This is a genomic window from Camelimonas fluminis (assembly GCF_014656355.1).
GTDB classification, from domain to species: domain Bacteria; phylum Pseudomonadota; class Alphaproteobacteria; order Rhizobiales; family Beijerinckiaceae; genus Camelimonas; species Camelimonas fluminis.
In genome coordinates this window covers 119,746-142,800 of record NZ_BNCG01000011.1, presented here as the reverse complement: position 1 = coordinate 142,800, position 23,055 = coordinate 119,746, and the positions used below count along the sequence as shown (strand labels likewise).

The following is a 23,055-nucleotide window of genomic DNA, read 5'->3' as shown; positions in this document are numbered from 1 at the left end:
TCGACGCTCTCCGTTAAAGCGGCTGGCGAGGGGCTTCCTGTTCGCCCTCAGACTGTCCGTTGCAGGGGCCGTCCGTTGCAGGGACTGTCGGTTGGAACGGCTGTCGTCCCCGCCGCCGACAGGAGCAGCGGGAACCGACGGAATGGGAGAGGGGCTGAACGACTTGTGCGATGCGCGTTCCCCCTTGCTCAGGGAGCTTACTTCTTGGCGGCGTCCTTGGCCGCAGCGCCGGCTTTCTCGCCCTGTTTCTTTGCGTCGGGGGCCTGCTGCGCGGTGGGCGCGGCTTTTGGTTTCTGCTCGGCATGAGCAACCGTGGCCAACGGAGTGGCGAGCAAGGCGGAGATAGCCAGAAGCTTGATGGCGCGCATTCGATAACTCCCGTATGTCTGGGCCGTCTTTAGCGGCCACTGGGGAATAGGTTCAGTTACGCTCCCGGGTTCGATTGCCTGCATCGCCGGGCAACTGCAGTACACCGCCTTCGAGCAGTGGAATTTGGCGTCCACGACCATGCTTGCGTCAATGTAGCACTTTGGATGACCCGCCCCGCCGTTGGGCGGCCGGCGCGATTTCGTCCGTGGGTTCGCAGGGACCGGAGAGGATGACGGATGTGGTCATTGTGGTCGCCTGGGTCGTCACTTCGCGGTCTTTCCGGCCATGGTGGGGCCGGCCGGCTCGCGGCGCGGCAACTGGCCGTTGAGGACGAGCCAGGCGACGAGGCCGATCGCCAGTCCCCAGAAGGCGCCGCCGACGCCAAGCAGCTTGATGTTCGCCGCCGACGCCAGGAAGGTGATGAGCGCGGCTTCACGTGACGCCGGATCGGCCATCGCTCCGGCAAGGCTGCCGCCGATGGCGCCAAGCAGCGCCAGACCGGCGAGCGTGGTGATGAAGGTTGCCGGAAGCGCCATGAAGACGGCGGCGAGCGTCACGCCGAATACGCCGACGAGCACATAACAGCAGCCGGCCGCGATGCCGGAGATCCAGCGTTTGGCCGGGTCTTCGTGCGCTTCCCTGCCGGTGGCGATTGCCGCCGTGATCGCCGCGATGTTGAAAGCGTGTGAGCCGAACGGCGCCATGACGAGCGAGCCGAGACCCGTCACGGTGACGATCGGATTGGCGCTGGTCCTGAAGCCATCGTTCCGCAGCACCAGCATTCCCGGCATGTACTGGCCGGTCAGCGTGATGAGAAACAACGGCAGCGCAACGGACAGAAGCGCGTTCAGCGAGAACGCCGGCATGGTGAAGACGGGCGCGGCGAACGCCAGCTTCAGCTCCGACAGATCGACCCGGCCCTGCGCCAGCAGGAACGTCAGCCCGAGAACCAGGATGCCGACCACGGCATAGCGGGCGGAGAAACGCTTCAGCACGACATAGGCGATGATCAGCAGCCCGACGAGCAGCGGATCAACGCTCGCGCCGCCGAAGGCGCCGATGCCGAATTGCAGCAGGATGCCGGCCAGAAGGCCGGAGGCGACGCCGGGCGGGATCAGCCGGATGACCTTCTCGAAATAGCCCGAAAGCCCGAGCGCGACGAAGGCAGCCGCCGAAATGATGTAGGCGCCGATTGCTTCCGCATGGGGCGTCGTCGCCAGTGCCGTGACGAGGAACGCCGCTGCCGGCGTTGACCAGGCGGTGATGATCGGCTCGCGATAGCGCCAGCTCAGCAACAGCCCCGACAGTCCGACGCCGATGGAAACCGACCAGACCCATGAGGCTGTGAGTTCGGGGCCGAGCCCGGCGACCCTGGCGGCCTGAAACACCAGGATGAAGGTGCCGCCATAGTTGACGATGACGGAAATAAGCCCCGCCACGACAGGATGGGTGAGGTCACTCAGGCGAAGGGATGAGGGTGAGGCGCGGGACGACATGATCTGCAATGGTCTCCGGAAGTCGGGGCGCGTGGCCGACAGGCTGCATTGACAAATAGCTGTTCAATGGCCGGATATGCCCATCCATTCTGCTTCAGAGGTCCGGACCATTTGTTCAGGCATTCCCAACTCGAATCCGTGAAGGCATGGATCGCCCATCCAGCCCACGCCGCGATGCCGCTTCATGCGCGGATTCAACGGGCGATCCGGCGCCTCATCGTCGACGGCGCGCTGGGGCCGGGAAAGCCGCTTCCTGCCTCGCGCGCGCTCGCCAGATCGCTGGGGGTCTCGCGCGATACGGTCGAGGCCGCCTACGCCCAGCTTCACGCTGAGGGCTTCATTGACCGCCGGGTCGGCAGCGGCAGCTTTGTGGCGGATATGACGGCGTTCACGCCAGGGCGCGGGCTATCCCGGCGTGACGCGTTCGCGCGCAATCAGGCCCCGAACCTCAGCAAACGCGGGGCCGCGATGTTCAGCGGCGGCGGGGTGCGCGAGATGCTGGTCCCGCGTCCGTTCGCGCCCGGCGCGCCGGAAACCCGCACTTTTCCGCTTCAGCTCTGGGAGCGGCTGGAGCGCCAGGTGTTGAAGGAGGTTGGCGCCCAGGCGCTGGCGCACGGCGACCCGCAGGGAACCGCACCGCTACGGCGCGCCATCGCCGATTATGTGAACCTGGAGCGCGGGGGGCGCGCCACGGCTGACCGGGTGCTGGTCCTCACCAGTTCGCAACAGGCCATGTCGCTTTGCGCCAACCTGCTGCTGGATCCCGGCGACCGCATCTTCATCGAAGACCCCGCCTATTACGGCGCGCGCAAGGCGTTCGACGCGGCGGGGCTGGAATGCCTGCCCGTTCGCGTGGACCGGCAGGGCGTCGCCGTCGATCAGATCATGGCGGAGACGCGCAAGGTGAAAGCCGTGTTCCTGACGCCCTCGCATCAGTTCCCGACCGGGGCGACGCTGGCGCTGGATCGCCGTCTGGCATTGATCGAATGGGCGGCCCGTCATCAGGCGTGGATCATCGAGGACGATTACGACAGCGAGTTTCATTATGCCGGCAAGCCGACCGCGTGCGTCCAGGGCCTCGACGCCCACGACCGCACCATCTACATCGGCACCTTCACCAAATCGCTCTTTCCGGGCTTGCGGATCGGCTATGTCGTGTTGCCGCCCCAACTCGTGAAGCCGATGACGGTGGCGCGCACTTTGCTCGACGGACATTCCGCGCCATTGCCGCAACTGACGCTCGCCCGGTTCATGGAAGGCGGGCATTTCGGCGCTTATGTTCGCGCGATGCGCGGCGTCTATGCCGAACGGCGCGATGTGCTGGCGAATCTTGTCAGCAAGCACCTGACGGATTTCGTCGAGCCGCGCATTCCCGTCGGCGGCCTGCAAATGCCCTGCCTGCTGACCGGCGATCTGTCGGAGCGCGTCGCCATCGACGCCGCGCGGCGCGCCGGCGTCGAGCTTCTGGGCCTCTCCGCGCTTCATGCTCTCGACAATCCGAAAGCAGGCTTCCTGATGGGGTTCGCCGCCTGCACGCCAGCCGAGATCGAGGTCGCGGTCCGGAAACTGGCGCGCGCGTTTCGGGCGGTGGCCAGGCTGCAAACCAGATAAAACCTGCGGGACGGTGGATTCCGGCTCCCCAAATGAAGTGGAAGGGGAGCGCCAGACATGCCTGGCGCGCTTGAGGCTGCCCGTGGCGCGAGGCCCGATGCCTGGAGGATGGCGACGCACGTCAACGCGCGGCGGGTTTCCCCTTTGTCATGCCGAGCGGCAGTGGACGCGTCAATGCTGGGCCGGGCCACAGGAGGAACTCAACGTGGAAAGATTGACCAGATTGTCGCCCGGACCCAACATGCCCCCACGGTTGTCAGGGATGACCATCATGAGCTTGCCGTTCTTCACCATCGGGCATTCCAGCCGGAGTGTGGAGACGTTCATCGCCATGTTGCGCGGGCCCCGGGTTCAACACATTGTTGATATCCGGAAAATCCCGCGGTCCGAGTCAAACCCGCAGTTCGACGCCGACAGATTGCGTGAGGATTTGGGGGCGGCTGGAGTTTCCTATGAGCACCTCGCAGCTCTTGGCGGGTTGCGCGGCAAAGCGGCTGGCGCCTCTCCCGCCGTGAACGGCTACTGGAGCAACGCCAGCTTCCACAACTACGCCGATTATGCGCTGTCCGAACGGTTTCGCGATGGCTTCAGGCGCCTGCTCGGCGAGGGGCGCAGGCAGCGCTGCGCCATCATGTGCTCGGAAGCCGTCTGGTGGCGCTGCCATCGTCGTATCGTCGCGGATTACCTTCTGGCTGAGGGGGAGGCGGTTTTTCACATCATGAGTGAAACCCGCCTGGAACCGGCGAAGCTCACGCCAGGGGCGGTTGTCCAGCCGGACGGGACGATCCTGTATCCGGCGGCCACGGGTTTGTCCTGACGGTGGGATGTCTTTATCTGCCGTATTTTGCAGGTTCTATCAAAACAAACGTCACTCCCGCACCAGTGCTGGCCGTCCGCCTGGCCGCTCAGCCCGGGATATCATCTTCGCCGGCCGCGCCGCCTTCATTCTCCCAGGTTGAGATCTTGCGTGAAACACTTTGGGTAAATCGCAACCGCACGCCAACGCCCATTTCGTCTTCGGGGATAAAATGGGCGCCAAGATCCTCCAGCGCCTTCTGCAGCGCCAGCAAGCCAGGCGCATCCGGGGGCGTTGAACCAGCTTCGAATGTTCTGATCCGGCCTTCATCCATCCCGCTGCGCCGGGCCAGCGTTGCAATGCCAGTCTGCGTCAGGGCGCGCGCGGCGGCGCACTGGGCGCCCGTAATCGTCTCATTGATCATGCTTGCCCTCTAATCCGGACGGTCAAAATATTCTTCTCATCAAAGCTTTTTCGCGAAAAGTGGAGTCCAGTTACCGTGAAGGAAAATCTTCAAATTGAAGAGATGCATACTTTCGGTGAGTCGGGTTTCATCGAAAATACGCTAGAGCAATTCCCGATCCACATGGATCGGGAATTGCTCCAGTTTCCCTTGTTTTGAGCGAATTCTGATCGACCAGACGATTCCGTCTGGTCGGAAAGCGCTCTAACTGGCGAGCGCCCTGGGCTGGCCGGTCCAACCGTGCGCGACATTGATCGCGCCCTGGCCGCAGCATTGAACGCCCAATGGCGCGCTGGGGGCGGCCCGGCCCGTCACGAACGGCAGCTTTCCCGCGCGACGGCGCAGCGCGGCGTCGATCGCTGTATAAACGTCGTCCCGGCAGTCGATGTCATCGACGAAGCTTGGAACCCAGAAGCGGACCCGGTACTGGACGCCGCCTTCATCATACGACGAGACGCGGACGTCAGGCGCCGGCGACGCCACGATCGTGGCTGGCTCGGCCGCTGCTTTCGCCAGTATCTGCTTCGCCTCGGCGACAGGGATATCGTAGCCCAGCTTCACATGGACATGCCCCCGGTACTTGCGGCGGGGGGCGCTGTAATTGGTGAGCTTCTGGCGGGCAATGGCGCTGTTGGGCAGGATCACGTACGTATCGTCCCTGGTGAACAGCCGTGTTGTCCGCCAGCCGATTTCCGTCACCTTGCCCCGGGTGTCGTTATTGATCGAGATCCAGTCGCCAATGCGATACGGCGCCTCAAGACCAAGCGCGATGCCGGAAAATACATCCGCCAATGACCCGCGCAACGCGAAGCCGAGGATTGCCACCAGGATGCCCGAGCCCGCGATGGCGGTGCTCCAGTTCTGACCGACCGCCAGCAGGATGGTCGCAAGGCTGGCGAAAACAAAAAATGCGGCTGTCACGATCTCAAGCAGCAGCTTGGGGACAGGCCTTCGCCTTGGCCTTGTGCGCTCAAGCGCAACGCCGGCCAGCCGCGCAGCCAGCCACGCGCAAGAGAAATAGGCGGCGCCGCCCACAGCCACGTGCAACGGCTTGTGGTCATGGATATGGCTCACAACGGCGTCGGAATTGACGAGCAGGTTTAACGAAACGCTCAGTGCGACAGCAGAAATCGGCCACAACAATTTTCTGGGAATGTCAAAATCCTTTCGCTAAAATTGGGGTATTTGTGGATATATATAAAATAAAATTATGTTTTTAGTTTGAATTTATTTATGATTTATTGAAAATATTGACGAAGATTACATTTTAAGGGCCGGGCTGCGCTGAAAGCCGACGGAGACGTGATCCGGTGCAACACAGACGATGCGATGCGCGTGACCTGATCAGGGGCGTTTTGCCCGCCGACGCGATGGCGGCTGGCGTTGTCCGGCTGTTCATGCGTCTCGCGAAGCCCGGGATGTCGCCGGCGATGGCAAGGGATGACGGCGCATCCGCCTGCGGCGGCCATGGCGCAGGCGGCGACAATGCACGAACACACAGCCGGGACCCCGCCGGGGACCAATCAGGCTCCGGCAAGTTTACGACACCCTTCATCGACGCGGGCTGGCGGGCGCTTGAGCGGACCTGCAATCCGGAGGTCGGCGGAAGCTCGCCAGCTACGTCGCCATCCGCGCAGGCCAGACGGTCGGGGATGGTGGTCGGGGATGGTGGTCAGGGATCATGGCCTGACGGTTTGGCTGCGTGATCGGCGGGCTTTTGGCCGCCGCGTTCTCCGCGCGTTTTCCAGATGGAATACATGACGCCGGCCGTGATCAGGGCAAAGGTGACGCCGAGGCTGACCACGGGCGGAAACTTGTCGCCTCCGAGCCAGAAGTCGGCAATGAAGATCTTGGCGCCGATGAATATCAGCACCGCCGCAAGCGCGTACTTCAGATAGTGGAAACGGTGCACCATCGCCGCGAGCGCAAAGTAGAGCGCCCGCAGGCCGAGAATGGCCATGATGTTCGAGGTGTAGATGATGAACGTATCCGTGGTGATGGTGAAAATGGCCGGCACGCTGTCCACGGCGAACACCAGGTCAGCGAGATTGATCACGACGAGCGCCAGGAACAGCGGCGTCGCCGTGATCACCAGTTTGCCCGTCCGGTCCGGCGCGCGCACGAAGAAGCGCTGTCCGTGCAGCTCCCTGGCGACGGGCATGTGGTTGGTGATGAACCGCACCGCCACGCTCTTCGAGAGGTCCGGGGGCGCATCGCCAGCAAAGAACATCTTCACGCCGGTGAACAGCAGGAACGCCGCGAAGAGGTAAAGCACCCAATAGGCCTGGGCGACCAGGGCCGCGCCGCCGGCAATCATCAGCCCGCGCAGGACGATCACGGCCAGAATGCCCCACAGCAGTGCGCGGTACTGATACTTTGCCGGGATGGCGAAATAGGTGAAGATCAGGCTGATGACAAAGACGTTGTCAATCGAGAGGGCCTTCTCGATGAAAAAACCGGTGAAATACTGCATGGCCGGCCCGGGACCGCGCACCGCCCAGACCCAGACGCCGAAAAGCAGCGCCACGCTGATGTAAAAGATGGACAGTTTCAGGCTCTCGGCAATGCCGATTTCACGGTCCTCCTTGTGAAGAACCCCGAGATCGAAAGCCGTGAGCGCAATGACGAGGGCCAGAAACGCCAGCCAGAACCAGGCTGGCGTGCTGAGCCATTCCACGAAAAGAAAATCCACGCGTCGCTCCTCCTGATCATCGATGACCGGAACGATCGCGGCTGCTTCTGGCGTTGGGGCGCCGGCCCGGCAGCGCATCGGATCGCTCCGATGCGGTCCGACATCACGGTGCTTGTTCAGCATCCGCCAGAGGGGCCCGGTCCGCAGCCTGTATATATGGCGCCGTCGCCCCGTGGGCGCAAACCGGCGCTTGTCCGGCGCGCGGCCGACACGGCTTCGCGCTCCTGGAGGCAGATTTGGCTGAGGCCAGTGGCCGGCTTATGCTCCGCGCGGGGTCAGGCTGTCGGGCTTTGAGGCGACCGGAGGAAACAGCGCATGCGACGGTGTGCAGGAATTTTGTTCGTACTTGCAGCGACGCAGCCAGTCGCGGCGCATTCGGTTGCCCCGCCTTCGTCCGGACAGGCTGTCGTCCCTCCCGCCGCGCCGGGAGAAACGCTGTTCCGTAACGTCCGCGTTTTTGACGGCAAGAGCGACCATCTTTCGGCGCCGACATCCGTGCTGGTGCGCGGCAATGTGATCGCGGCGATCGGCGGCGCGGTGAACGCGGCTCCAGACGCCGCCGTGGTGGAGGGTGGGGGGCGGACATTGATGCCGGGGCTGATCGACGCTCACTGGCACGCGATGTTCGTCCGCCCGACGCCCGAGCAGATGATGATGGGCGATTACGGGTTCAACGTCCTGCAGGCTGGCGCCGAGGCGACCGCGACGCTCATGCGCGGCTTCACCACCGTGCGCGACGTGGGCGGACCAAGTTTCGGGTTGAAGCAGGCCGTTGATGCGGCCGTCGTGCCGGGACCGCGCATCTGGCCGTCGGGCGCGCTCATCACCATCACCAGCGGTCATGGTGATTTCCGGCCGCTTTCAGAATTGCCGCGCGATGGTTCAAAGCCACTGTCGCGTATGGAGCAGCTGGGCGCCACGATGGTGGCGAATAGCCCCGATCAGGTCCGTGAGCGCGTGCGCGAGCAACTGATGCAGGGCGCCAGCCAGATCAAGCTCACGGGCGGCGGCGGCGTGGCGTCGCCGCACAGCCCGATTGACGTATCCACCTTCACGCCCGAGGAGCTCAGGGCCGCCGTCGACGCCGCCGCCAATTGGGGGACCTATGTGATGGTGCACGCCTATACGTCGCCGGCCATTCGCCGCGCCATAGACGCAGGCGTGAAGGTGATCGAACACGGCCAGCTGATGGATGACGCCACGGCGAAATACATGGCCGACAAGGGCGTATGGCTATCCGCCCAGCCAATCGTCGAGGAGTTCTTTGGCGGCATGTTCCCGCCTGGTTCCGAGCAGGCGCAAAAGGCTCAGGAGGTAATGGCGGGCACTGACCGGCTTTACGGCATGGCGAAGAAATACAATCTGAAGGTAGCCTTTGGCACCGACGTGCTGTTTTCGGCCGCCATGGCGCGCATGCAGGGGCGCATGCTCGCCTCGTTGTCCAAGTGGTATGGCCCGGCTGAAATCCTGCGTCAGGCAACAAGTACGAACGCGGAATTGCTGACGCTTTCCGGCAAGCGCTCCCCCTACAAGGGCAGGCTGGGCGTGGTGGATGAGGGGGCGCTGGCTGACCTGATCCTCGTGGACGGCGATCCCATCGCGAACATCAATCTCGTGGCGGACCCGGAGCGCAACTTTCTTGTCATCATGAAGGACGGGAAGGTTTACAAGAACAGCCTGGGACGGCCCTGATCCGGCCTCCCGATAACAGCCGGCGACGTGGCCATCCCGGGGAGATGAGATATGTCGACACCGCTCGCCGTTCGCAGCGCTGGCGCTGCAGACGAGGACGCCGTGGTGGCGCTGTGGCGGGCCTCAGGTCTTGTGGCCAGCTACAATGATCCGAACGCCGACTTCCAGTTCGCCATGAACGGGCCGGCATCCGATGTCCTGATTGGCGAGGACGGGGCTGGCGATCTTGTTGGCGCCGTCATGGTTGGACACGATGGCCATCGCGGCTGGCTCTATTATGTCTCCGCGACGCCTGCCTGTCGTTGCGCCGGTATTGGCCGGGCCATGGTCAGCGCCGCCGAAGCATGGCTGCGGGCCCGGGGCGTCCCCAAGGTCCAGCTGATGGTCCGGGAGACCAATTCCGGGGTGGTCGGGTTTTATGAGCGCCTCGGGTTTGAGAGCACGCCGCGCATCGTGATGGCAAAGTGGCTGGACAAATAGTCATTCCGGCTCTCGCGATGCGCCGGCGCGTATTGTACTTTTCCTGCGGCGGTGGCCGCTGGGGCCGGCGCCGCCGGGAGACAGGCGTTCTCCCGGAAATGCTCCCACTGACGCCGTGATGCGGGATTGCCATCCGATGTTGCAAGATCATGTCCTGATCGCGGGCGGCGGCATCGGCGGCCTCACCCTGGCCCTGACCCTGCACCAGATCGGCGTGCCCTGCACCGTGCTCGAAAGCGCGCGCGAACTCCGGCCGCTGGGCGTGGGCGTGAACCTGCAGCCCAACGCGGTGCGGGAGCTGGAAGATCTGGGAATCGGGGAAGACGACCTCGACGCCATCGGCGTTCCGGCGCGCGAGTGGGCGCTGGTTGGGCTCAACGGCAGGGAAATTTATTCCGAACCGCGCGGCAGGTTCGCTGGCTATCGCTGGCACCAGTACGCTGTCCATCGCGGCGCGTTCCACATGATGCTCTACCGGAAGGTGGTTGAACGTCTGGGCCCCGACGCCGTCAAAACTGGATGCAGGGTGAGCGGCTATCGCCGGCGCGACGACGGCGCGGCGACAGCTCTGGTAGAGGAGGCGGATGGCAGAGCCCGCGCCTGCACGGGAAAGCTGCTGATCGGCGCTGACGGCATTCACTCCCAGGTTCGGGCGCAGATGCATCCGGATCAACCGCCGATTCGCTGGGGCGGGACCATCATGTGGCGGGGCACGGCGCGCGCCTTGCCGATCCGCACGGGCTCTTCCTTCGTCGGCCTGGGCACAAGCCGCCATCGCGTCGTGCTGTATCCGATCTCGCATCCGGATGAGCAGGGCCAGGTCACGGTCAACTGGATCGCGGAGAAGACTTTTGACAGCGACCATGACTGGACCCGGTCTGGCTGGTTCCGCCCGGTTGACCTGTCAGAGTTCGCGCATGAGTTCGACGGTTTCGTCTACGACTGGCTGAACCTGCCCGAACTGCTGGCGACGTCCCAACTGGCCTATGAGAACCCCATGATCGACCGCGATCCGGTCGCAACATGGGTCGACGGGCCGGTGGCGCTGATGGGCGACGCGGCCCATCCGATGTATCCGACCGGTTCAAACGGCGCCTCGCAGGCGATTGTCGACGCCCGCATCATTGGCCAGTCCATGCTGGCCCATGGCGTGACGCCAGCAGCGCTGCGGGCCTATGACGACGCGTTGTGCAAGCCGGTGAGCGCGGTCGCGATGCGCAATCGCGGCGCTGGCCCCTTCGGGCTGCTCGGGCTGGTGGAGGAACGTTGCGGCGGCCAGTTCGATGATATCAACGCGGTCGTTCCGGCGGCGGAGCGCGCCGCGTTCATGCTGGCCTACCAGCAGGCCGCGGGCTTCGCCAGGGACAGGCTCAACAGCGCGCCGCGAACGGTGCCAGCAGGCGGAAGGGTCGGGAAACCTGGATGACGCGCCAGCGCGGCGACTGGCCTCCTGTTTCCCGCCGGCTCCGGCCACGACCCTTGCTCCGGGGGCGGGCTCCATGCAGTTCGTTTCGCCGTAAATTTCTCCTGACCTGATCAGCGCCTTTGTCAGGTCGCCCCGACCGGTCCAGCCCGTTTCGAATGCCGGGGCCCCAGTCCGCCTCGTCAGGTCCTGGCGACAGTTCCCTTCAGCAAATGCGCGGGAAGCCACGGCGGGGGTCTTGAAATCCGGGTCCGCATGCGTTCTGAAACCGCTGGAAACCTGTATGGCCTGGAGATCTGTTGAATGACCTACGTGCATGTCGTGCTGCATATTGCGTCTGTCGTTGCGTCGCTTGCGGCCGGCTTCCTCTGGATGCGCTCTGCCGCCGTGAAGGTGCCGGCGATCGCGCCGTCGGAGGAGAGCGATGCGATTCAGAAAGGCGAGGTCGCCAGGTGGGCGCACGAGATGGCGAAAAACCTGGACCGGCACCGCAATGGGCTGATCCTGGCTACGAAGTACAACATGGCTGCTGCTGCGGCGGCTTCGATTGCCGCTCTTGCCCAGGCGGCCGTGTTCGCGCTCAATGTCGCTGATGATCTGATCAGGCTGTGAGGTGCGTGAGGCGGGGCTGACGTTTACATCTCCAGACAGGCCGCCGCCAACCAGGGCGGCGCAGCGAGGCGACGGGCTTTTCGCGCCTCCCGGCGCTTTGCCCCGTCAACCGGACTGCTGACCCATCACATTGTTTTGACGGAGGATGGCAAACCAGGTTTTCCGGAATCCACGAAACGCGGACATAGTCGCGGAGCGGGGCGCGGCGGGATCAACTGCTTCCCGCGTCCGCCTGTGAACCCAGGAATGCCCCATGCTGGTTGAAGGCAAGGTCGCGGTGATCTTCGGCGGAACCGGGGCCGTTGGCCGGGCGGTTGCGCATGCGCTGGCGCGCGAGGGCGCGCGTGTTTATCTCGGCGCGCGCAACCAGGACAGGCTCGACCGGGTTGCCAGCGAAATCCGCGCGGCGGGAGGCGTCGCCGATACGTTCAGCGTTGACGTGTGTGATGGGCCGGCCACGAGCGAGCGGATGGCCAGCCTTGCCCAACAGGCCGGGCCAATTGACGTGGCGATCAACGCCACCGGTTTCATGCATGATCAGGGCAAGGGAATCGCCGAACTTTCGCTGGCGGAGTTCATGCAGGGCTTTGACCCGCTCCTTGCGGCCCAGTTCAACATTTCCAGGGCTGTCGCGCCGCACATGGGCGGCGAGCGCCCGGGGGCTATCATTTCGGTGGTCGCGCCTGCCGCAACGATGGCGACGCCAGGCCATCTCGGTCACATCGTCGGGTGCGCCGGCGTGGAAGCCTTCGTCAAAGCGCTGGCAAGTGAACTTGGCCCGCGGAATATCCGCGTCGTCTGCGTGCGCTCTCACGCGATCGTCGACGCGGTTCAGGCGGGCTCCCACACCCGCGAGGTGTTCGCTGCAAAGGCGCAGGCGGCGGGATTGACCGTGGAGCAATGGGTGGGCGCCGCCGCGCGAAGCACCATGCTGAACCGGCTGCCAACGCTCGCCCAGGTCGCGGCGATGGTGGCGTTTCTCGCATCGGACCATGCCGGCGCGATGACGGCGACAGTGGTCAACATGACTGCCGGCGCAACGATCGCCTGACCATTGCCACCGGACGCCCCGTCTCCATGGCCGATGGAGCCGGCCGGGCCCCTGCCAGAGGCGCCGCCTTCCGGCTCCATCAGGTCGCCTGGCGCTGCGTTGCGTAAAGCATCAGCAATTTGGCGAGCGCCATACTCATTTGGAGGCGCCATGAATATGGGGGGCTCTCGTCCAGGGGAGCCCATTTGGGGCTGGCGACGCCGCCAGGTCGGGCGAGGGAAAGGAAGCCCTCTGACGCAATATTTCGCGGCATGGCGACAATATTCCTCTGGGATTATGGGATTTCGTGCATCCGGACGGCCGTGCGTCGCGCCGCATGGCCCTATCCGGAAGACGTAGGTTCGGGCGCCCGGGCTGCTCCGCGCACGATTGACAGGTACTTCACGTATCCGTGAATCTGGGTCTGCCGAAGCCGCCACGGTATCTGGCGGAAGAAGGGAGAGCCACGCCATGAATGACGTAACGCCAAAGTCCCGACGCGGATTTGCTTCAATGGACCCGGCTCGGGTTCGGGCAATAGCCAGCATGGGCGGGCGCAGTGTGCCTAAGGAGAAACGCGCCTTCGCGATCAACCTGGACCTGGCTGCGGAGGCCGGGCGCAAGGGTGGTTCACATGTCAACGGCAAGACCGGACCCGCCAGAGACGGCGCGGCCGGCGGCGACGCCAGCAAAGTCGCTCCAGGTAAGGCGAAGCGGGACAGACTGCTGACATAGAGGCTGTTCGGGATACCGGCTGCGGAGAGCCGGCGAGGAATTCTGCGCCCCGCCAAATGGCGCCTGCCAGGCGACAGCCACCGCCGGCAACCGCGGACGCCGGCGAGACTGGCCGTCGCGGGGCGGAAAAGCCGGGCTGGCGGTTTCGGGGGGCGACATGCCGGCGCGTCGCGGCCGCAAAATGTGGATGCGGCCGGGACGGGCGCAGCTCTGTTCACCCGCCAGTCATGCAATCATGGAGCTATCGCCCGTTGGGCGCTCGCCATGGCCTGTTCCTGAATATCGCTGCTGTTGCATCGCCGGGGCTGATGGCGTGGCGGGGGCGGCCGGTCGGGCCTGCGACAAGCGGCGACGCACCGCCGAAACAGGTCCTGTTTTTTGTAACTGTCTGGCGAGGTTGCGGCTGGAGCGCGCGCAGAGAGTCTGTAGCAGCAAAAGCCTGCCCGTGGCCATCTGGCGCAGCAGATGCGGTCCCGCATTGCGGAGGGCTGGCGGCTGAGGTCTCTGGCGCACTGATTGGCGAGGTCCATGGACAGCTTGCGTCCGCACCATGAATCAGCAGTTGCCTGGTTTTCCCGTGCTCTTCAGGGCCTGCCGCCCGGCAGGAGATGAAAACTCTGGACTATTGAGGGTAAACTTGACCCTTTTTCCAGGAAAAACCGGAGAAATGCCGGATCGCTCAATGTCGTCGGAACTGATGAAGATCCACGTCGAGCCATCGTCCGGCTGAATATAACCACAATTTTTAAACGGATTGTAGAACGTAATGGCGCCTGTAAACAAAAGTACTCCTGCTGGAAGAGGGAGGGCCGGCAATCCGGCCTTCCCGTTGTTGCAATCTGATGTCAGATGGCCTTGAGGTTTTCGGCCGCCGACTTGCCCTTGCGCTGGTCCATCACGATGTCGAAAGACACCTTCTGGCCCTCGTGAAGGGTCTGCATGCCGGAACGCTCAACGGCGGAGATGTGCACAAACACGTCAGCCTTGCCATCGTCGGGCTGAATGAATCCAAAGCCCTTGGTGGTGTTAAAGAATTTGACGACACCGGTATTCATGACGACTTCCTTTCGAAACGACATGGAAAAATAACGCCTGACAATGTCAGGCGCCATGAACACGAAATTGAGAGAGGAAGTCACAAATGCGCGTGCGCGCAGCAGGAAAGTTCATCAGCAAGTTCGATGCAATGAAGTTACCCGCCGATTGTGTTTTTTGCAAGGACGCGGATTTGGGTCCGCTCTGACGCAGGGACCATGCCGGTCAACGCCGCGCGAGGTCCAGATGCAGCTCCACACGAATATTTGCTCTGTATCCGCATAATACTGTCCGGCCATTCGTTGATGAGCGCCAGGGATATGTCTTCGCGCAGGCGCGTACACTTTGCCGATGGGAAGACATGCAAACGACCTGGCCTCCATAACAGCTTGCCTGACGGCGGGCCTGTGGACGCCAGACCGTCGCAAGTTTGTTCCGATGCAGCTTCAACCTGCCCCGGACGCCATCAGGGCCAAGCGCGGTCGAGCCCTCATCCCGGCGCCCCCGTGACATTGGAGGCGTTCGCCAGGACTGGAATCGTAACGTGATCATTGGCGATCACGTTGTTTTCCGGGGAAGCGTGTCGAAAACGAACTGTTATCCGGCCATCATCCTGCCGACGAGAAGCGCTGCGACCAGGCCGGAGCCAAAAAGCGCTGACAGCATGATCCCGATATGCACCAGATCGTTTCGCGACATCGTAATCCTCCCATATGATTTTGTTTCATCGTAGGGAGGGATGGGTTGGCGGGCAATGTCGTAACCGCATGGCTATGAACGGACCCCGACATGGCTGCGACGCTGGAGCCAGAGCAACCCAAAGCCAATCGCCGGCGTGAAAATATCCGTCCAGAAGACCACGCCAGCGTTGCCTGGCGCGAAATTGTGCGCCGCGATCATCTGGTAAACATGCACGCTGGCCGCGCCCCAGAGAAAGAATGCCGGGCCAAGGATGGCGGCGAGACGCATGTCAAAGCTGCGCCAGCAGGCCAGAAAGCCAACCAGGGAGAAGCCGAGGCTGGCGAAACCCACCTCAAGCTGGAACGGACTGTCCGCCCAACCGATAAAACGCGCGGTCATCTCTGAAAATGCGGTGTGCATGATGAAGTTGTAGAGGTTGCTGACGCCGATTGAGAAGAAGATGAAATAAAACAGCAGCGCCTCGTAAATATGCGCCTTCGTCAGCGGCCTGGCCGCCAGAAGCAGCGAGATCACCGAAGCCGCCAGCCCCACGACCAGCAGCGTCAGCGTGAAGTTCGACAGCAGAAAAACGATGATGTCGCGCATGTCTGGCAGCCTTGTGTTGGTGCGGTGAAAGCAGGGCGGCGCACGCAGCCCCGGGAACAACCTGTCGCAAATTCACGTTGATTGAAGATCAGGTCGGGCGCGAGGTTTGGAAATGTCCCTTTTATTGATCCTCATCATTCTCATCCTGCTCTTTGGCGGCGGCGGGATGTTCTATGGCGGCGGACGCTACCGCAACCAGGGGCTCGGCCTTGGCGGCATCCTCCTGATTTTGCTGATCATCCTGCTGCTCACCGGCGGCATCGGGCCGATTGTCTGATCGTCCGGCGTCGGCAGGAGCGAATGTCGGAAGCGAAAAACAGGATCAGCAACGCGTTGGTTTTCCTGTGGAGCCCGTGAACTTGACATTTGCCAGCCGCGTGAAGTGAACGTGGATGCCGAAATGAACGTGGATGCCAATGTCAAATGCGTTCAGGAGCATTTTACAGCGAAGCGGATATCGCCTCGCGTGAGGAAAATGGACCCAGCCGGGAGAAACAGGACGAAAACCCCGCCCCGCATGAGCGGATGTCGCTTTGGGGCAAAAGCTGCTGCAACTGGTCCCGACTGTTTCCCGGGCGGGCAAGGAGCCGCCCCATCCCGAAATCGCCCCATGCCGCTGAATGCACGGCGATTGCGGGAGAGGTGTTTGTTGGATCGCGATCCAGATCTGTGGAGCGGCGCAGCGGCTCACAGATCTGGCAAGTCACCGCCGGGTGGATTGCCCGCCTGGCTGTCATGCCGTGACAGGCAACCCACTCATACTTCCGGTGACCTTGTGGATGCGAAGCTCCGTGCCCCCAGGCCCCGGCCGGGCTGGCGGGTGCTTACCACCACCACCAGCCAGGACCGCCCCAGCCGCCCCAGGTCTGATAATCCCAGGCGGCCTGCTGGTTCAGTTGCGCCGCCATCAGTTCCTGATTGGCGATCGAACGCTGCACGGACAGGGCCTTGAACTGCTGGTAGCTGGCTTCGCTGCCGACATAGATGCAGTTGCAGCCCTTCGGATCAGCAAAAATAAAGACAGGCTTGCCCTTCACATGGCGCATGGTGAAGGTTCCGGCCGGCAGGCTGGCGAGGGCGGCCTGTTGCTGCGGCGTGCTCGCCACCTTGATGCTGAAGCCGGAAGCGGACAGCATGTCGGTTGTTGATTTCGTCGTCTGGCAGCCGGCGACCGCAACGGCGGCGAGCAGCGCGCCAGCCACTGCGAAGCCGACGCGGGGCGCGCGCAGCGAAAGCCTGCTGGCGTCATGGGCGATGGTCATGGAAAACTCCATAATATATCCGCGTTCCATTCCATGGCGCGCGGTGGGTTGTGGGCCCGGGAGCGCCGGATCCTGCGCCTGGGTCCGGAGTGCGGCCAGATGGCTGGCGTTGCTCCTGTCACCCCGGGTTCCTTCACAGAATGCGATTTCCCCCATGCGCGGCGCCAGAATGAAGGAAAATATTCACGAACTGCAAGCAGGAACCGCGCGGTTTTTCACGGCGCCTGCTTTTTAAGCTCTGTCTCACGCACAATCATGCGAACCTGTGTGCACAAGTGGCCTGGCATACTGGTCTGGCGGATTTTCCGAGCCGTCGATCCGGCTGATTTCTTTGGAAATACTCCAGACAGCCCAGGCTTGGGCGTCGCCACCGGGCCGGACGCTGGAGCCGGGCCCAATTCTGGCGCCCTTCGCGCATGACGTCGCTATTGCCCTGGGCGCTCCAGGCAAGTCCGGGCCCCCTGGCGGGGGGCCAGACGCAGCATCGCCGCGAAGCCGGCTTGGTCTATCCGGCCTTGCGTCCGGTCAACGCGTCGATCGACAGCGGGCCGGGGCCAGCGGCGGCAAGATACAGGAACGTAAAGCAGTAAAGCGCGGCGAGTTCGCCGCCATTCAGCAGTGGAAAGAAGCCTTTGGGCGCATGCACGACAAAATAGGCGACCGCGGTCATGCCGCTGAGGAGAAAGGCCGAGATGCGCGACTGAAAGCCGATGATCAGCAGTGCGCCGCAGACCAGTTCGAACAGTCCGCCAACGCCGCTCAGACTGGTGATGGAGGTGCTGTTCATCGGGCCCGTGGGAAAGCCCAGGATCTTGCTGGTTCCGTGCTGCAGCACCAGCAGGCCCGACATGATGCGCAAAATGGAAAGCAGGAAGGGTGAAAACCTGGACGCGAACTCCATGACCGTTTCCTCGCAGGAGATGTTGGTTCTGCAAGTATAGGTCTGCGATCGCGCGTCTGTATATGGCCGGCCAGTCGCTGCTGGCGCCGGTCACGCAATAATGTTAACCGGGGGCAGTATTGTCGCTGCGCGGTTGGCCGGAATTGCTGGAATGGTTCCAGAAAAACGGGCTGCTCTATTTGCGTTCTGGCGGCGAGGCGTCGGCCTGCCTGGACGGGGCGAGGCAGCCCGCGCCGGGAATTGGGGCCGCCGCGACTTCGGATGGAAGCCGCGGCGACGCGTATTATTCTGGCAGGACGCGCACGGCGCCCCTGTCGGCTGACGACGCGAAGGCGGCGTAAGCTTTCAGCGCCGTGGTGACATTGCGCGGCCGGGGGGCGGCGGGCTTCCAGCCAAGCCGGTCCTGCTCGGCGCGGCGTGTGGCCAGCTCAGCCTCTGACACGGCGAGATGGATGGTCCGGTTCGGGATATCGATCTCGATGATGTCGCCATTGTGCACCAGACCGATGGCGCCGCCCTGGGCCGCCTCTGGCGAGGCGTGGCCGATGGACAGGCCCGAGGTGCCGCCCGAAAAACGTCCGTCGGTGATCAGCGCGCAGGCTTTGCCGAGGCCACGGGACTTCAGATAGCTGGTTGGATACAGCATCTCCTGCATGCCCGGACCGCCCTTCGGGCCTTCGTAGCGGATCACCACCACGTCGCCGGCCTTGACCTGCTTGGCGAGGATGGCCTTCACCGCGTCGTCCTGGCTCTCGTAAACCACTGCCGGGCCGGAGAACTTCAGGATCGACTCGTCCACGCCGGCGGTTTTGACGATGCAGCCGTCCAGCGCGATGTTGCCCTTGAGGACGGCGAGGCCGCCATCCTTCGAGAACGGGTGCTCCACCGAACGGATGACGCCGTTCTCGCGATCGAGATCCAGCTCCTCCCAGCGTGAGGCTTGGCTGAAGGCCGTCTGGGTCGGGACGCCGCCGGGCGCCGCGCGGAAGAATTCGCGGACGCTTTCGCTGTCGGTGCGGTCGATCGCCCAGCGGTCGATGGCCTCGCCCAGGGTCGCCGTATGCACGGTGGGCGTGTCGCGATGGATCAGGCCGCCGGCTTCAAGCTGGCCGAGAATGGCCATGATGCCGCCGGCGCGGTGGACGTCTTCCATGTGCACGTCCTGCTTGGCCGGCGCGACCTTGGACAGGCACGGCGCCTTGCGCGACAGGGCGTCGATGTCATCCATGGTGAAGTCGACGTTACCCTCATGCGCCGCCGCCAGGATGTGCAACACCGTGTTGGTGGAGCCGCCCATGGCGATGTCGAGCGTCATGGCGTTCTCGAACGCCCGCTTGTTGGCGATGTTGCGCGGCAGCACCGAGGCGTCGTCCTGCTCGTAATAACGGCGGGCGAGATCAACGATCAGGTGCCCGGCTTCGATGAACAGGCGCTTGCGGTCAGCGTGGGTGGCGAGCACCGAACCGTTGCCCGGTAGCGACAGGCCGAGCGCCTCTGTCAGGCAATTCATCGAATTGGCGGTGAACATGCCGGAACAGGAGCCGCAGGTCGGGCAGGCCGAGCGCTCGATGACCTTGACGTCTTCATCGGAGACGTTCTCGTCGGCGGCGGCGACCATGGCGTCGACCAGATCAAGCGCCTGCTTCTTGCCGTGCAGCACCACCTTGCCGGCTTCCATCGGGCCGCCGGAGACGAACACGGCCGGGATGTTCAGCCGCATCGCGGCGTTGAGCATGCCAGGGGTGATCTTGTCGCAATTGGAAATGCAGACCATCGCGTCGGCGCAATGGGCGTTGACCATGTACTCGACGCTGTCGGCGATGATCTCGCGCGACGGCAGCGAATAGAGCATGCCGTCGTGGCCCATGGCGATGCCGTCGTCCACGGCGATGGTGTTGAATTCCTTGGCGATGCCGCCCGCCGCCTCGATCTCGCGCGCCACGAGCTGGCCAAGGTCCTTCAGGTGCACGTGACCGGGCACGAACTGGGTGAAGGAGTTGACCACGGCGATGATCGGTTTGCCGAAGTCGCCGTCCTTCACGCCGGTGGCGCGCCAGAGGCCGCGGGCCCCGGCCATGTTGCGGCCATGTGTGGTTGTTCTCGAACGATAGGCTGGCATTGGGCGCTTGTCTTTCACTTCCATGTCGCTCTGAACCAGAGCACGGTCATCGCGGCTGAGTAAACCCTTTGAACCGCCTGACGCCAGGCTGTCGCCCACATCAAGCCGCCGCGTGACCCGCCGCCGGTCGCTTTGACATCATTCCAGACTAGCACGCCGCCAATGCGCAGTTCCATGGGGGTGGTCGCGCCAAATCGTCGTGAGAGGCCGGCATGCGAGGGAAGCATGGGCGAACGGTTGCTGGCGAGGAGCTACAAGAGTTTCCCACCCCGCCGTCGCGATGGCCTGATGACGTCGTCTTCCAATATAGGCGTTTCGACAAGATAAATTAAGGCGCTTCACCATTTGGGGGCGCGCAGCCTGCTTCACCGGGGCGGGATGGTCGCCGGCCCGCCCGCCGCGTGCGCTCTGCGCGAGGGTTCGCCTTCCGCCAGGCGCGCGCCGCGCGACGCCGCTTCTTCCTCTGCGCGCGCTCCGCGCGACGCCTGGGCCATGCGGCGGTATTGCGCCGGGGTCATGCCAGTCCAGTTCCGGAAGCAGCGGTGAAACACCGGCGCCGCCGCGAAGCCCAGCTCCAGGGCAAGCGCGTCGATTTTCTCGTGGTCGCGGGTCAGCCGGCGCAGGGCGGCGTCGCGCCGCAGCCGGTCCTTGATCTGCTGGAACGAGACGCCTTCCGCCGCCAGCCGCCGGGCGAGACTGCGGTGCGACATGGCCAGATGCTCCGCCGTTTCCGCCAGGCCAGCCTGAAAGCCGCTCGGCCCTGAATAAAGGAAATGCCGCACGCGCAGCGCCAGCACGTGGGCCATGGAGGTGGTGAACAGCCAGTCGCGCGGCGCCCGTTCCAGAAATGCCTGGACTTCGCCCTCCTTGCGCATGATCGGCCGCGCCAGTGTCTGCGCCGTGAAGGCGATCGCGCTCGGCCCGCCGCCAAAGGTCGGCTGCAGCGGAAACATCACCGCGTAATCGGCGGCGAAGCTGGGGCGGGGAAAGGCGAGCCGTAGCCCGGCGAGAGGAACCTCATGGCCGGCGAGCCAGGAGGCGACGCCGTGCGCGAGCTTCAGCATCAGCGCCTGGCCGAAGCGGTTCAGCGGCGCATCCGCGGCGCGCGGCGCCAGGGTCATCACGCCCTGACCGCCGGCTTCGGAGAAAATCAACTGGTAGTCGTCAAGCAGCAGGTTCCACACCTGGGCCAGCCGGTTGAGCGCCGTCGCCATGGATGGCGCGCCGATGACCGAGCGACAGATCAGCTTGAGCGAACCGGAGCGGACCGGACGCGACCACAGCCCCATCATCTCGTCGCCCGTCGCGATCGCGGCGATCTGATAAAAGGCGATGACCTGCTCGCCGGCGATCCGCGCGCCGGGGCGCGCCAGCATGGCCGGCGCCACGCCCGCCGCCTCCAGAAAACGCTCCAGCTGTTCGCCGCCGGCGATCCGCTCCAGCGCCGCGAACCAGTCCTTGACCAGTTCGTGGGACAGCGAGACCGGATCATCGGATGGGTTGGCCATATTCATCATGTTTTTGGCTGTTCCCGTTATTTTCTTGTTGTCCATTCAGCCGCAAGGTGGCCACAGATGCAATAACGCGCCGCCTGCCCGGCGCCAGCCAGACGGGATGCCTACATGACAACCTTCCGCTCACTGAAACTGGAGATGCGGGACGCCGTGGCGATTCTGACCTTGGCGCGGCCCGAACGGCGCAACGCCATCGACGAGGACACCGTCATGGAGATCGGCCGCTTCTTTGCCGATCCGCCGGCGGAGGCGCGCGTCGTGGTGCTCAATTCCGAGGGCGATCATTTCTGCGCCGGTCTCGACCTGGACGAGCACGCCCGCCTGCGCCGCACGCCGGCCCAGTTCATGCGCATGTGCCAGAAGTGGCACTGGGCCTTCGACCAGATCCAGTATGGCGGGTTGCCGGTTATCGCGGCGCTGCGCGGCGCGGTGGTGGGCGGCGGTCTGGAGCTCGCCGCCGCATGCCACACGCGGGTCGCCGAGCCGTCGACCTTCTTCGCCTTGCCGGAGGGGCAGCGCGCCATCTTCACCGGCGGCGGCGCCACGGTGCGGGTGGGGCGCATCATCGGCCCTGGCCGGATGGTCGACATGATGCTGGCCGCCCGCACCTATGACGCGGCGCGCGGGCTCGACCTTGGCCTGTGCCACGAAATCGTCGCGCCCGGCGCTGGCCTGGACAGGGCCATCGCCATCGCTGAAGCCGCCGCGAAGCACGCGCCCCTGTCCAACTACGCCATGGTCACGGCCATCGGCCGCATCAACGACATGTCGACCACCGACGGCCTGTTCGCCGAAAGCCTGATGGCCGGCATTGTCCAGAGCGGCCCGGAGGTCGCCGCCGGCCTCGACGCCTTCCTCAGCAAAAAAAGCAGCCGCCTCGAACCGAAGGACTGACGGTCCGCTTCTTGCTGAAATGCCCCGCGAGCGCGGGGGGGCGTTGCAGGGGCATTTCACGGCTGGCGCGCGCCCCTCTTGGCCGGACGTGTTCCGGCCATCCTGCAGGGGACTCCATTTATGAGGTCCGGCCCGGATGGGGGCTGGCGCCCAGGAGCCTTGCATCCAGGGGGCTTGCACTCAGGCGTCCGCCGGCTCGGTCACCAGCATCCGCGTCAGGGCGGCGCGGATGGCGTCGGCCAGCGGCTGCGCGCCGGCGGCGGTGGCCTGGACCAGGGTTGTCTGGCACAGGCCGACGCATTTGCCCTTCTGGAACATGGCCTGGCCAATGTCCCAGGAGGCCGAGCCAATGCGCAGGACGCCGCTGCGGATCTCCACGTCCGCGCCATGAAACACTTCAGCCAGATAGGTGACGCGGCTGTCGGCGGTGACAATCCGCACCCGTTCCGCCGTGGCGGCGCGCACCACGTCGCCCGTGAAGCGCGAGCGGGCTTCATCATAATAGGCGGCGACGGCGATGTTGTTCACGTGGCCAAGGCGATCTTCGTCGCGATAGCGGGTCTGCAAGATGAAAACATGCGGATAAGCGGCGCTGTTCTGGCGCCAGACAGGCGGTTTCATGGGCGAAACAACTCACTCGATTG

General features: G+C 64.1%; 23 protein-coding genes. 10 read left to right on the top strand and 13 right to left on the bottom strand.

Annotation, left to right across the window (positions count from 1 at the left end; genetic code table 11):
* Nucleotides 1-197: 197 nt before the first annotated feature.
* Both IE243_RS13500 and IE243_RS13495 read right to left on the bottom strand, forming a co-directional pair.
* On the bottom strand, nt 198-368 hold the full coding sequence (locus tag IE243_RS13500; RefSeq protein WP_191319912.1) for a hypothetical protein: 171 nt from the start codon (nt 366-368) through the stop codon (nt 198-200).
* 264 nt (nt 369-632) lie between these two features.
* Entirely contained in the window at nt 633-1,865 is a 1,233-nt protein-coding gene (locus IE243_RS13495; protein ID WP_191319911.1) for a benzoate/H(+) symporter BenE family transporter, read from the bottom strand.
* Between the two features lie 111 nt (nt 1,866-1,976).
* Between IE243_RS13495 and pdxR the strand changes: the two genes are divergently transcribed.
* Together pdxR and IE243_RS13485 are read left to right on the top strand one after the other, a co-directional pair.
* Entirely contained in the window at nt 1,977-3,476 is a 1,500-nt protein-coding gene (gene pdxR / locus IE243_RS13490; RefSeq protein ID WP_191319910.1) for a MocR-like pyridoxine biosynthesis transcription factor PdxR, read from the top strand.
* A 271-nt stretch (nt 3,477-3,747) separates the two neighbouring features.
* Nucleotides 3,748-4,293 carry a DUF488 domain-containing protein gene (locus IE243_RS13485; RefSeq protein WP_191319909.1) on the top strand — a complete coding sequence of 182 codons (546 nt, stop codon included), beginning with the start codon at nt 3,748-3,750 and terminating at the stop codon, nt 4,291-4,293.
* 88 nt (nt 4,294-4,381) lie between these two features.
* Here IE243_RS13485 and IE243_RS13480 read toward each other — a convergent pair whose 3' ends face one another.
* The 3 genes from IE243_RS13480 to IE243_RS13470 all read right to left on the bottom strand — a co-directional run bounded on the left by IE243_RS13480 (nt 4,382) and on the right by IE243_RS13470 (nt 7,427).
* Nucleotides 4,382-4,696 carry an XRE family transcriptional regulator gene (locus IE243_RS13480; RefSeq protein ID WP_191319908.1) on the bottom strand — a complete coding sequence of 105 codons (315 nt, stop codon included), beginning with the start codon at nt 4,694-4,696 and terminating at the stop codon, nt 4,382-4,384.
* Between the two features lie 243 nt (nt 4,697-4,939).
* On the bottom strand, nt 4,940-5,875 hold the full coding sequence (locus IE243_RS13475; protein WP_244643152.1) for a mechanosensitive ion channel family protein: 936 nt from the start codon (nt 5,873-5,875) through the stop codon (nt 4,940-4,942).
* Between the two features lie 532 nt (nt 5,876-6,407).
* The gene (locus tag IE243_RS13470) at nt 6,408-7,427 is read right to left on the bottom strand and encodes a TerC family protein (protein ID WP_191319906.1); all 1,020 of its coding nucleotides are present in this window, start codon (nt 7,425-7,427) and stop codon (nt 6,408-6,410) included.
* A gap of 315 nt (nt 7,428-7,742) precedes the next feature.
* On the opposite strand from IE243_RS13470, the gene IE243_RS13465 reads away from it, so the two are divergent.
* From IE243_RS13465 to IE243_RS23940, 6 genes are all read left to right on the top strand, one after another.
* Entirely contained in the window at nt 7,743-9,119 is a 1,377-nt protein-coding gene (locus IE243_RS13465) for a metal-dependent hydrolase family protein (RefSeq protein WP_191319905.1), read from the top strand.
* Between the two features lie 51 nt (nt 9,120-9,170).
* The gene (locus IE243_RS13460; protein ID WP_191319904.1) at nt 9,171-9,599 is read left to right on the top strand and encodes a GNAT family acetyltransferase; all 429 of its coding nucleotides are present in this window, start codon (nt 9,171-9,173) and stop codon (nt 9,597-9,599) included.
* Nucleotides 9,600-9,735: 136 nt separating this feature from the next.
* On the top strand, nt 9,736-11,025 hold the full coding sequence (locus IE243_RS13455) for a flavin-dependent oxidoreductase (protein ID WP_191319903.1): 1,290 nt from the start codon (nt 9,736-9,738) through the stop codon (nt 11,023-11,025).
* 300 nt (nt 11,026-11,325) lie between these two features.
* Nucleotides 11,326-11,634 carry a hypothetical protein gene (locus IE243_RS13450; protein ID WP_191319902.1) on the top strand — a complete coding sequence of 103 codons (309 nt, stop codon included), beginning with the start codon at nt 11,326-11,328 and terminating at the stop codon, nt 11,632-11,634.
* 253 nt (nt 11,635-11,887) lie between these two features.
* A complete protein-coding gene (locus IE243_RS13445; RefSeq protein WP_191319901.1) occupies nt 11,888-12,685 on the top strand; it encodes an SDR family NAD(P)-dependent oxidoreductase in 798 nt (265 codons plus the stop codon).
* Nucleotides 12,686-13,135: 450 nt separating this feature from the next.
* Nucleotides 13,136-13,399, top strand: coding sequence for a con-10 family general stress protein (locus IE243_RS23940; RefSeq protein ID WP_191319900.1), 264 nt, complete (start codon nt 13,136-13,138; stop codon nt 13,397-13,399).
* 555 nt (nt 13,400-13,954) lie between these two features.
* On the opposite strand, the gene IE243_RS13435 is transcribed toward IE243_RS23940, so the two are convergent.
* From IE243_RS13435 to IE243_RS13425, 3 genes are all read right to left on the bottom strand, one after another.
* Nucleotides 13,955-14,182: a cold-shock protein gene (locus IE243_RS13435; protein WP_191319899.1), complete on the bottom strand. Its 228-nt coding sequence runs from the start codon at nt 14,180-14,182 to the stop codon at nt 13,955-13,957.
* A gap of 62 nt (nt 14,183-14,244) precedes the next feature.
* The gene (locus IE243_RS13430) at nt 14,245-14,454 is read right to left on the bottom strand and encodes a cold-shock protein (protein ID WP_191319898.1); all 210 of its coding nucleotides are present in this window, start codon (nt 14,452-14,454) and stop codon (nt 14,245-14,247) included.
* Nucleotides 14,455-15,205: 751 nt separating this feature from the next.
* Nucleotides 15,206-15,721, bottom strand: a complete 516-nt coding sequence (locus IE243_RS13425) for a DUF6790 family protein (protein WP_191319897.1) — start codon at nt 15,719-15,721, stop codon at nt 15,206-15,208.
* Nucleotides 15,722-15,833: 112 nt separating this feature from the next.
* Between IE243_RS13425 and IE243_RS13420 the strand changes: the two genes are divergently transcribed.
* Nucleotides 15,834-15,998, top strand: coding sequence for a DUF3309 domain-containing protein (locus tag IE243_RS13420; RefSeq protein ID WP_191319896.1), 165 nt, complete (start codon nt 15,834-15,836; stop codon nt 15,996-15,998).
* Nucleotides 15,999-16,545: 547 nt separating this feature from the next.
* On the opposite strand, the gene IE243_RS13415 is transcribed toward IE243_RS13420, so the two are convergent.
* The 4 genes from IE243_RS13415 to IE243_RS13400 all read right to left on the bottom strand — a co-directional run bounded on the left by IE243_RS13415 (nt 16,546) and on the right by IE243_RS13400 (nt 21,520).
* Complete coding sequence (locus IE243_RS13415) at nt 16,546-16,983, bottom strand: hypothetical protein (RefSeq protein WP_191319895.1); 438 nt, start codon at nt 16,981-16,983, stop codon at nt 16,546-16,548.
* A 505-nt stretch (nt 16,984-17,488) separates the two neighbouring features.
* Nucleotides 17,489-17,884 carry a DoxX family protein gene (locus IE243_RS13410; protein WP_191319894.1) on the bottom strand — a complete coding sequence of 132 codons (396 nt, stop codon included), beginning with the start codon at nt 17,882-17,884 and terminating at the stop codon, nt 17,489-17,491.
* 283 nt (nt 17,885-18,167) lie between these two features.
* On the bottom strand, nt 18,168-20,003 hold the full coding sequence (gene ilvD / locus IE243_RS13405; protein ID WP_191319893.1) for a dihydroxy-acid dehydratase: 1,836 nt from the start codon (nt 20,001-20,003) through the stop codon (nt 18,168-18,170).
* Between the two features lie 365 nt (nt 20,004-20,368).
* Nucleotides 20,369-21,520: an AraC family transcriptional regulator gene (locus IE243_RS13400; protein ID WP_191319892.1), complete on the bottom strand. Its 1,152-nt coding sequence runs from the start codon at nt 21,518-21,520 to the stop codon at nt 20,369-20,371.
* A gap of 105 nt (nt 21,521-21,625) precedes the next feature.
* Here IE243_RS13400 and IE243_RS13395 point away from each other — a divergent pair, with 105 nt between their 5' ends.
* The gene (locus tag IE243_RS13395) at nt 21,626-22,411 is read left to right on the top strand and encodes a crotonase/enoyl-CoA hydratase family protein (RefSeq protein ID WP_191319891.1); all 786 of its coding nucleotides are present in this window, start codon (nt 21,626-21,628) and stop codon (nt 22,409-22,411) included.
* Between the two features lie 180 nt (nt 22,412-22,591).
* Here IE243_RS13395 and IE243_RS13390 read toward each other — a convergent pair whose 3' ends face one another.
* The gene (locus IE243_RS13390) at nt 22,592-23,032 is read right to left on the bottom strand and encodes an acyl-CoA thioesterase (RefSeq protein ID WP_191319890.1); all 441 of its coding nucleotides are present in this window, start codon (nt 23,030-23,032) and stop codon (nt 22,592-22,594) included.
* Nucleotides 23,033-23,055: the final 23 nt, after the last annotated feature.

Coding starts and splice junctions, on each gene's coding strand:
- ilvD (WP_191319893.1), bottom strand. CDS start 20,003: ATGCCAGCCTATCGTTCGAGAACAACCACACATGGCCGCAACATGGCC.
- IE243_RS23940 (WP_191319900.1), top strand. CDS start 13,136: ATGAATGACGTAACGCCAAAGTCCCGACGCGGATTTGCTTCAATGGAC.
- IE243_RS13430 (WP_191319898.1), bottom strand. CDS start 14,454: ATGAATACCGGTGTCGTCAAATTCTTTAACACCACCAAGGGCTTTGGA.
- IE243_RS13495 (WP_191319911.1), bottom strand. CDS start 1,865: ATGTCGTCCCGCGCCTCACCCTCATCCCTTCGCCTGAGTGACCTCACC.
- IE243_RS13445 (WP_191319901.1), top strand. CDS start 11,888: ATGCTGGTTGAAGGCAAGGTCGCGGTGATCTTCGGCGGAACCGGGGCC.
- IE243_RS13400 (WP_191319892.1), bottom strand. CDS start 21,520: ATGATGAATATGGCCAACCCATCCGATGATCCGGTCTCGCTGTCCCAC.
- IE243_RS13395 (WP_191319891.1), top strand. CDS start 21,626: ATGACAACCTTCCGCTCACTGAAACTGGAGATGCGGGACGCCGTGGCG.
- IE243_RS13410 (WP_191319894.1), bottom strand. CDS start 17,884: ATGGAGTTCGCGTCCAGGTTTTCACCCTTCCTGCTTTCCATTTTGCGC.
- IE243_RS13425 (WP_191319897.1), bottom strand. CDS start 15,721: ATGCGCGACATCATCGTTTTTCTGCTGTCGAACTTCACGCTGACGCTG.
- IE243_RS13420 (WP_191319896.1), top strand. CDS start 15,834: ATGTCCCTTTTATTGATCCTCATCATTCTCATCCTGCTCTTTGGCGGC.
- IE243_RS13455 (WP_191319903.1), top strand. CDS start 9,736: ATGTTGCAAGATCATGTCCTGATCGCGGGCGGCGGCATCGGCGGCCTC.
- IE243_RS13415 (WP_191319895.1), bottom strand. CDS start 16,983: ATGACCATCGCCCATGACGCCAGCAGGCTTTCGCTGCGCGCGCCCCGC.
- IE243_RS13390 (WP_191319890.1), bottom strand. CDS start 23,032: ATGAAACCGCCTGTCTGGCGCCAGAACAGCGCCGCTTATCCGCATGTT.
- IE243_RS13500 (WP_191319912.1), bottom strand. CDS start 368: ATGCGCGCCATCAAGCTTCTGGCTATCTCCGCCTTGCTCGCCACTCCG.
- IE243_RS13460 (WP_191319904.1), top strand. CDS start 9,171: ATGTCGACACCGCTCGCCGTTCGCAGCGCTGGCGCTGCAGACGAGGAC.
- IE243_RS13450 (WP_191319902.1), top strand. CDS start 11,326: ATGACCTACGTGCATGTCGTGCTGCATATTGCGTCTGTCGTTGCGTCG.
- IE243_RS13465 (WP_191319905.1), top strand. CDS start 7,743: ATGCGACGGTGTGCAGGAATTTTGTTCGTACTTGCAGCGACGCAGCCA.
- IE243_RS13485 (WP_191319909.1), top strand. CDS start 3,748: ATGAGCTTGCCGTTCTTCACCATCGGGCATTCCAGCCGGAGTGTGGAG.
- IE243_RS13480 (WP_191319908.1), bottom strand. CDS start 4,696: ATGATCAATGAGACGATTACGGGCGCCCAGTGCGCCGCCGCGCGCGCC.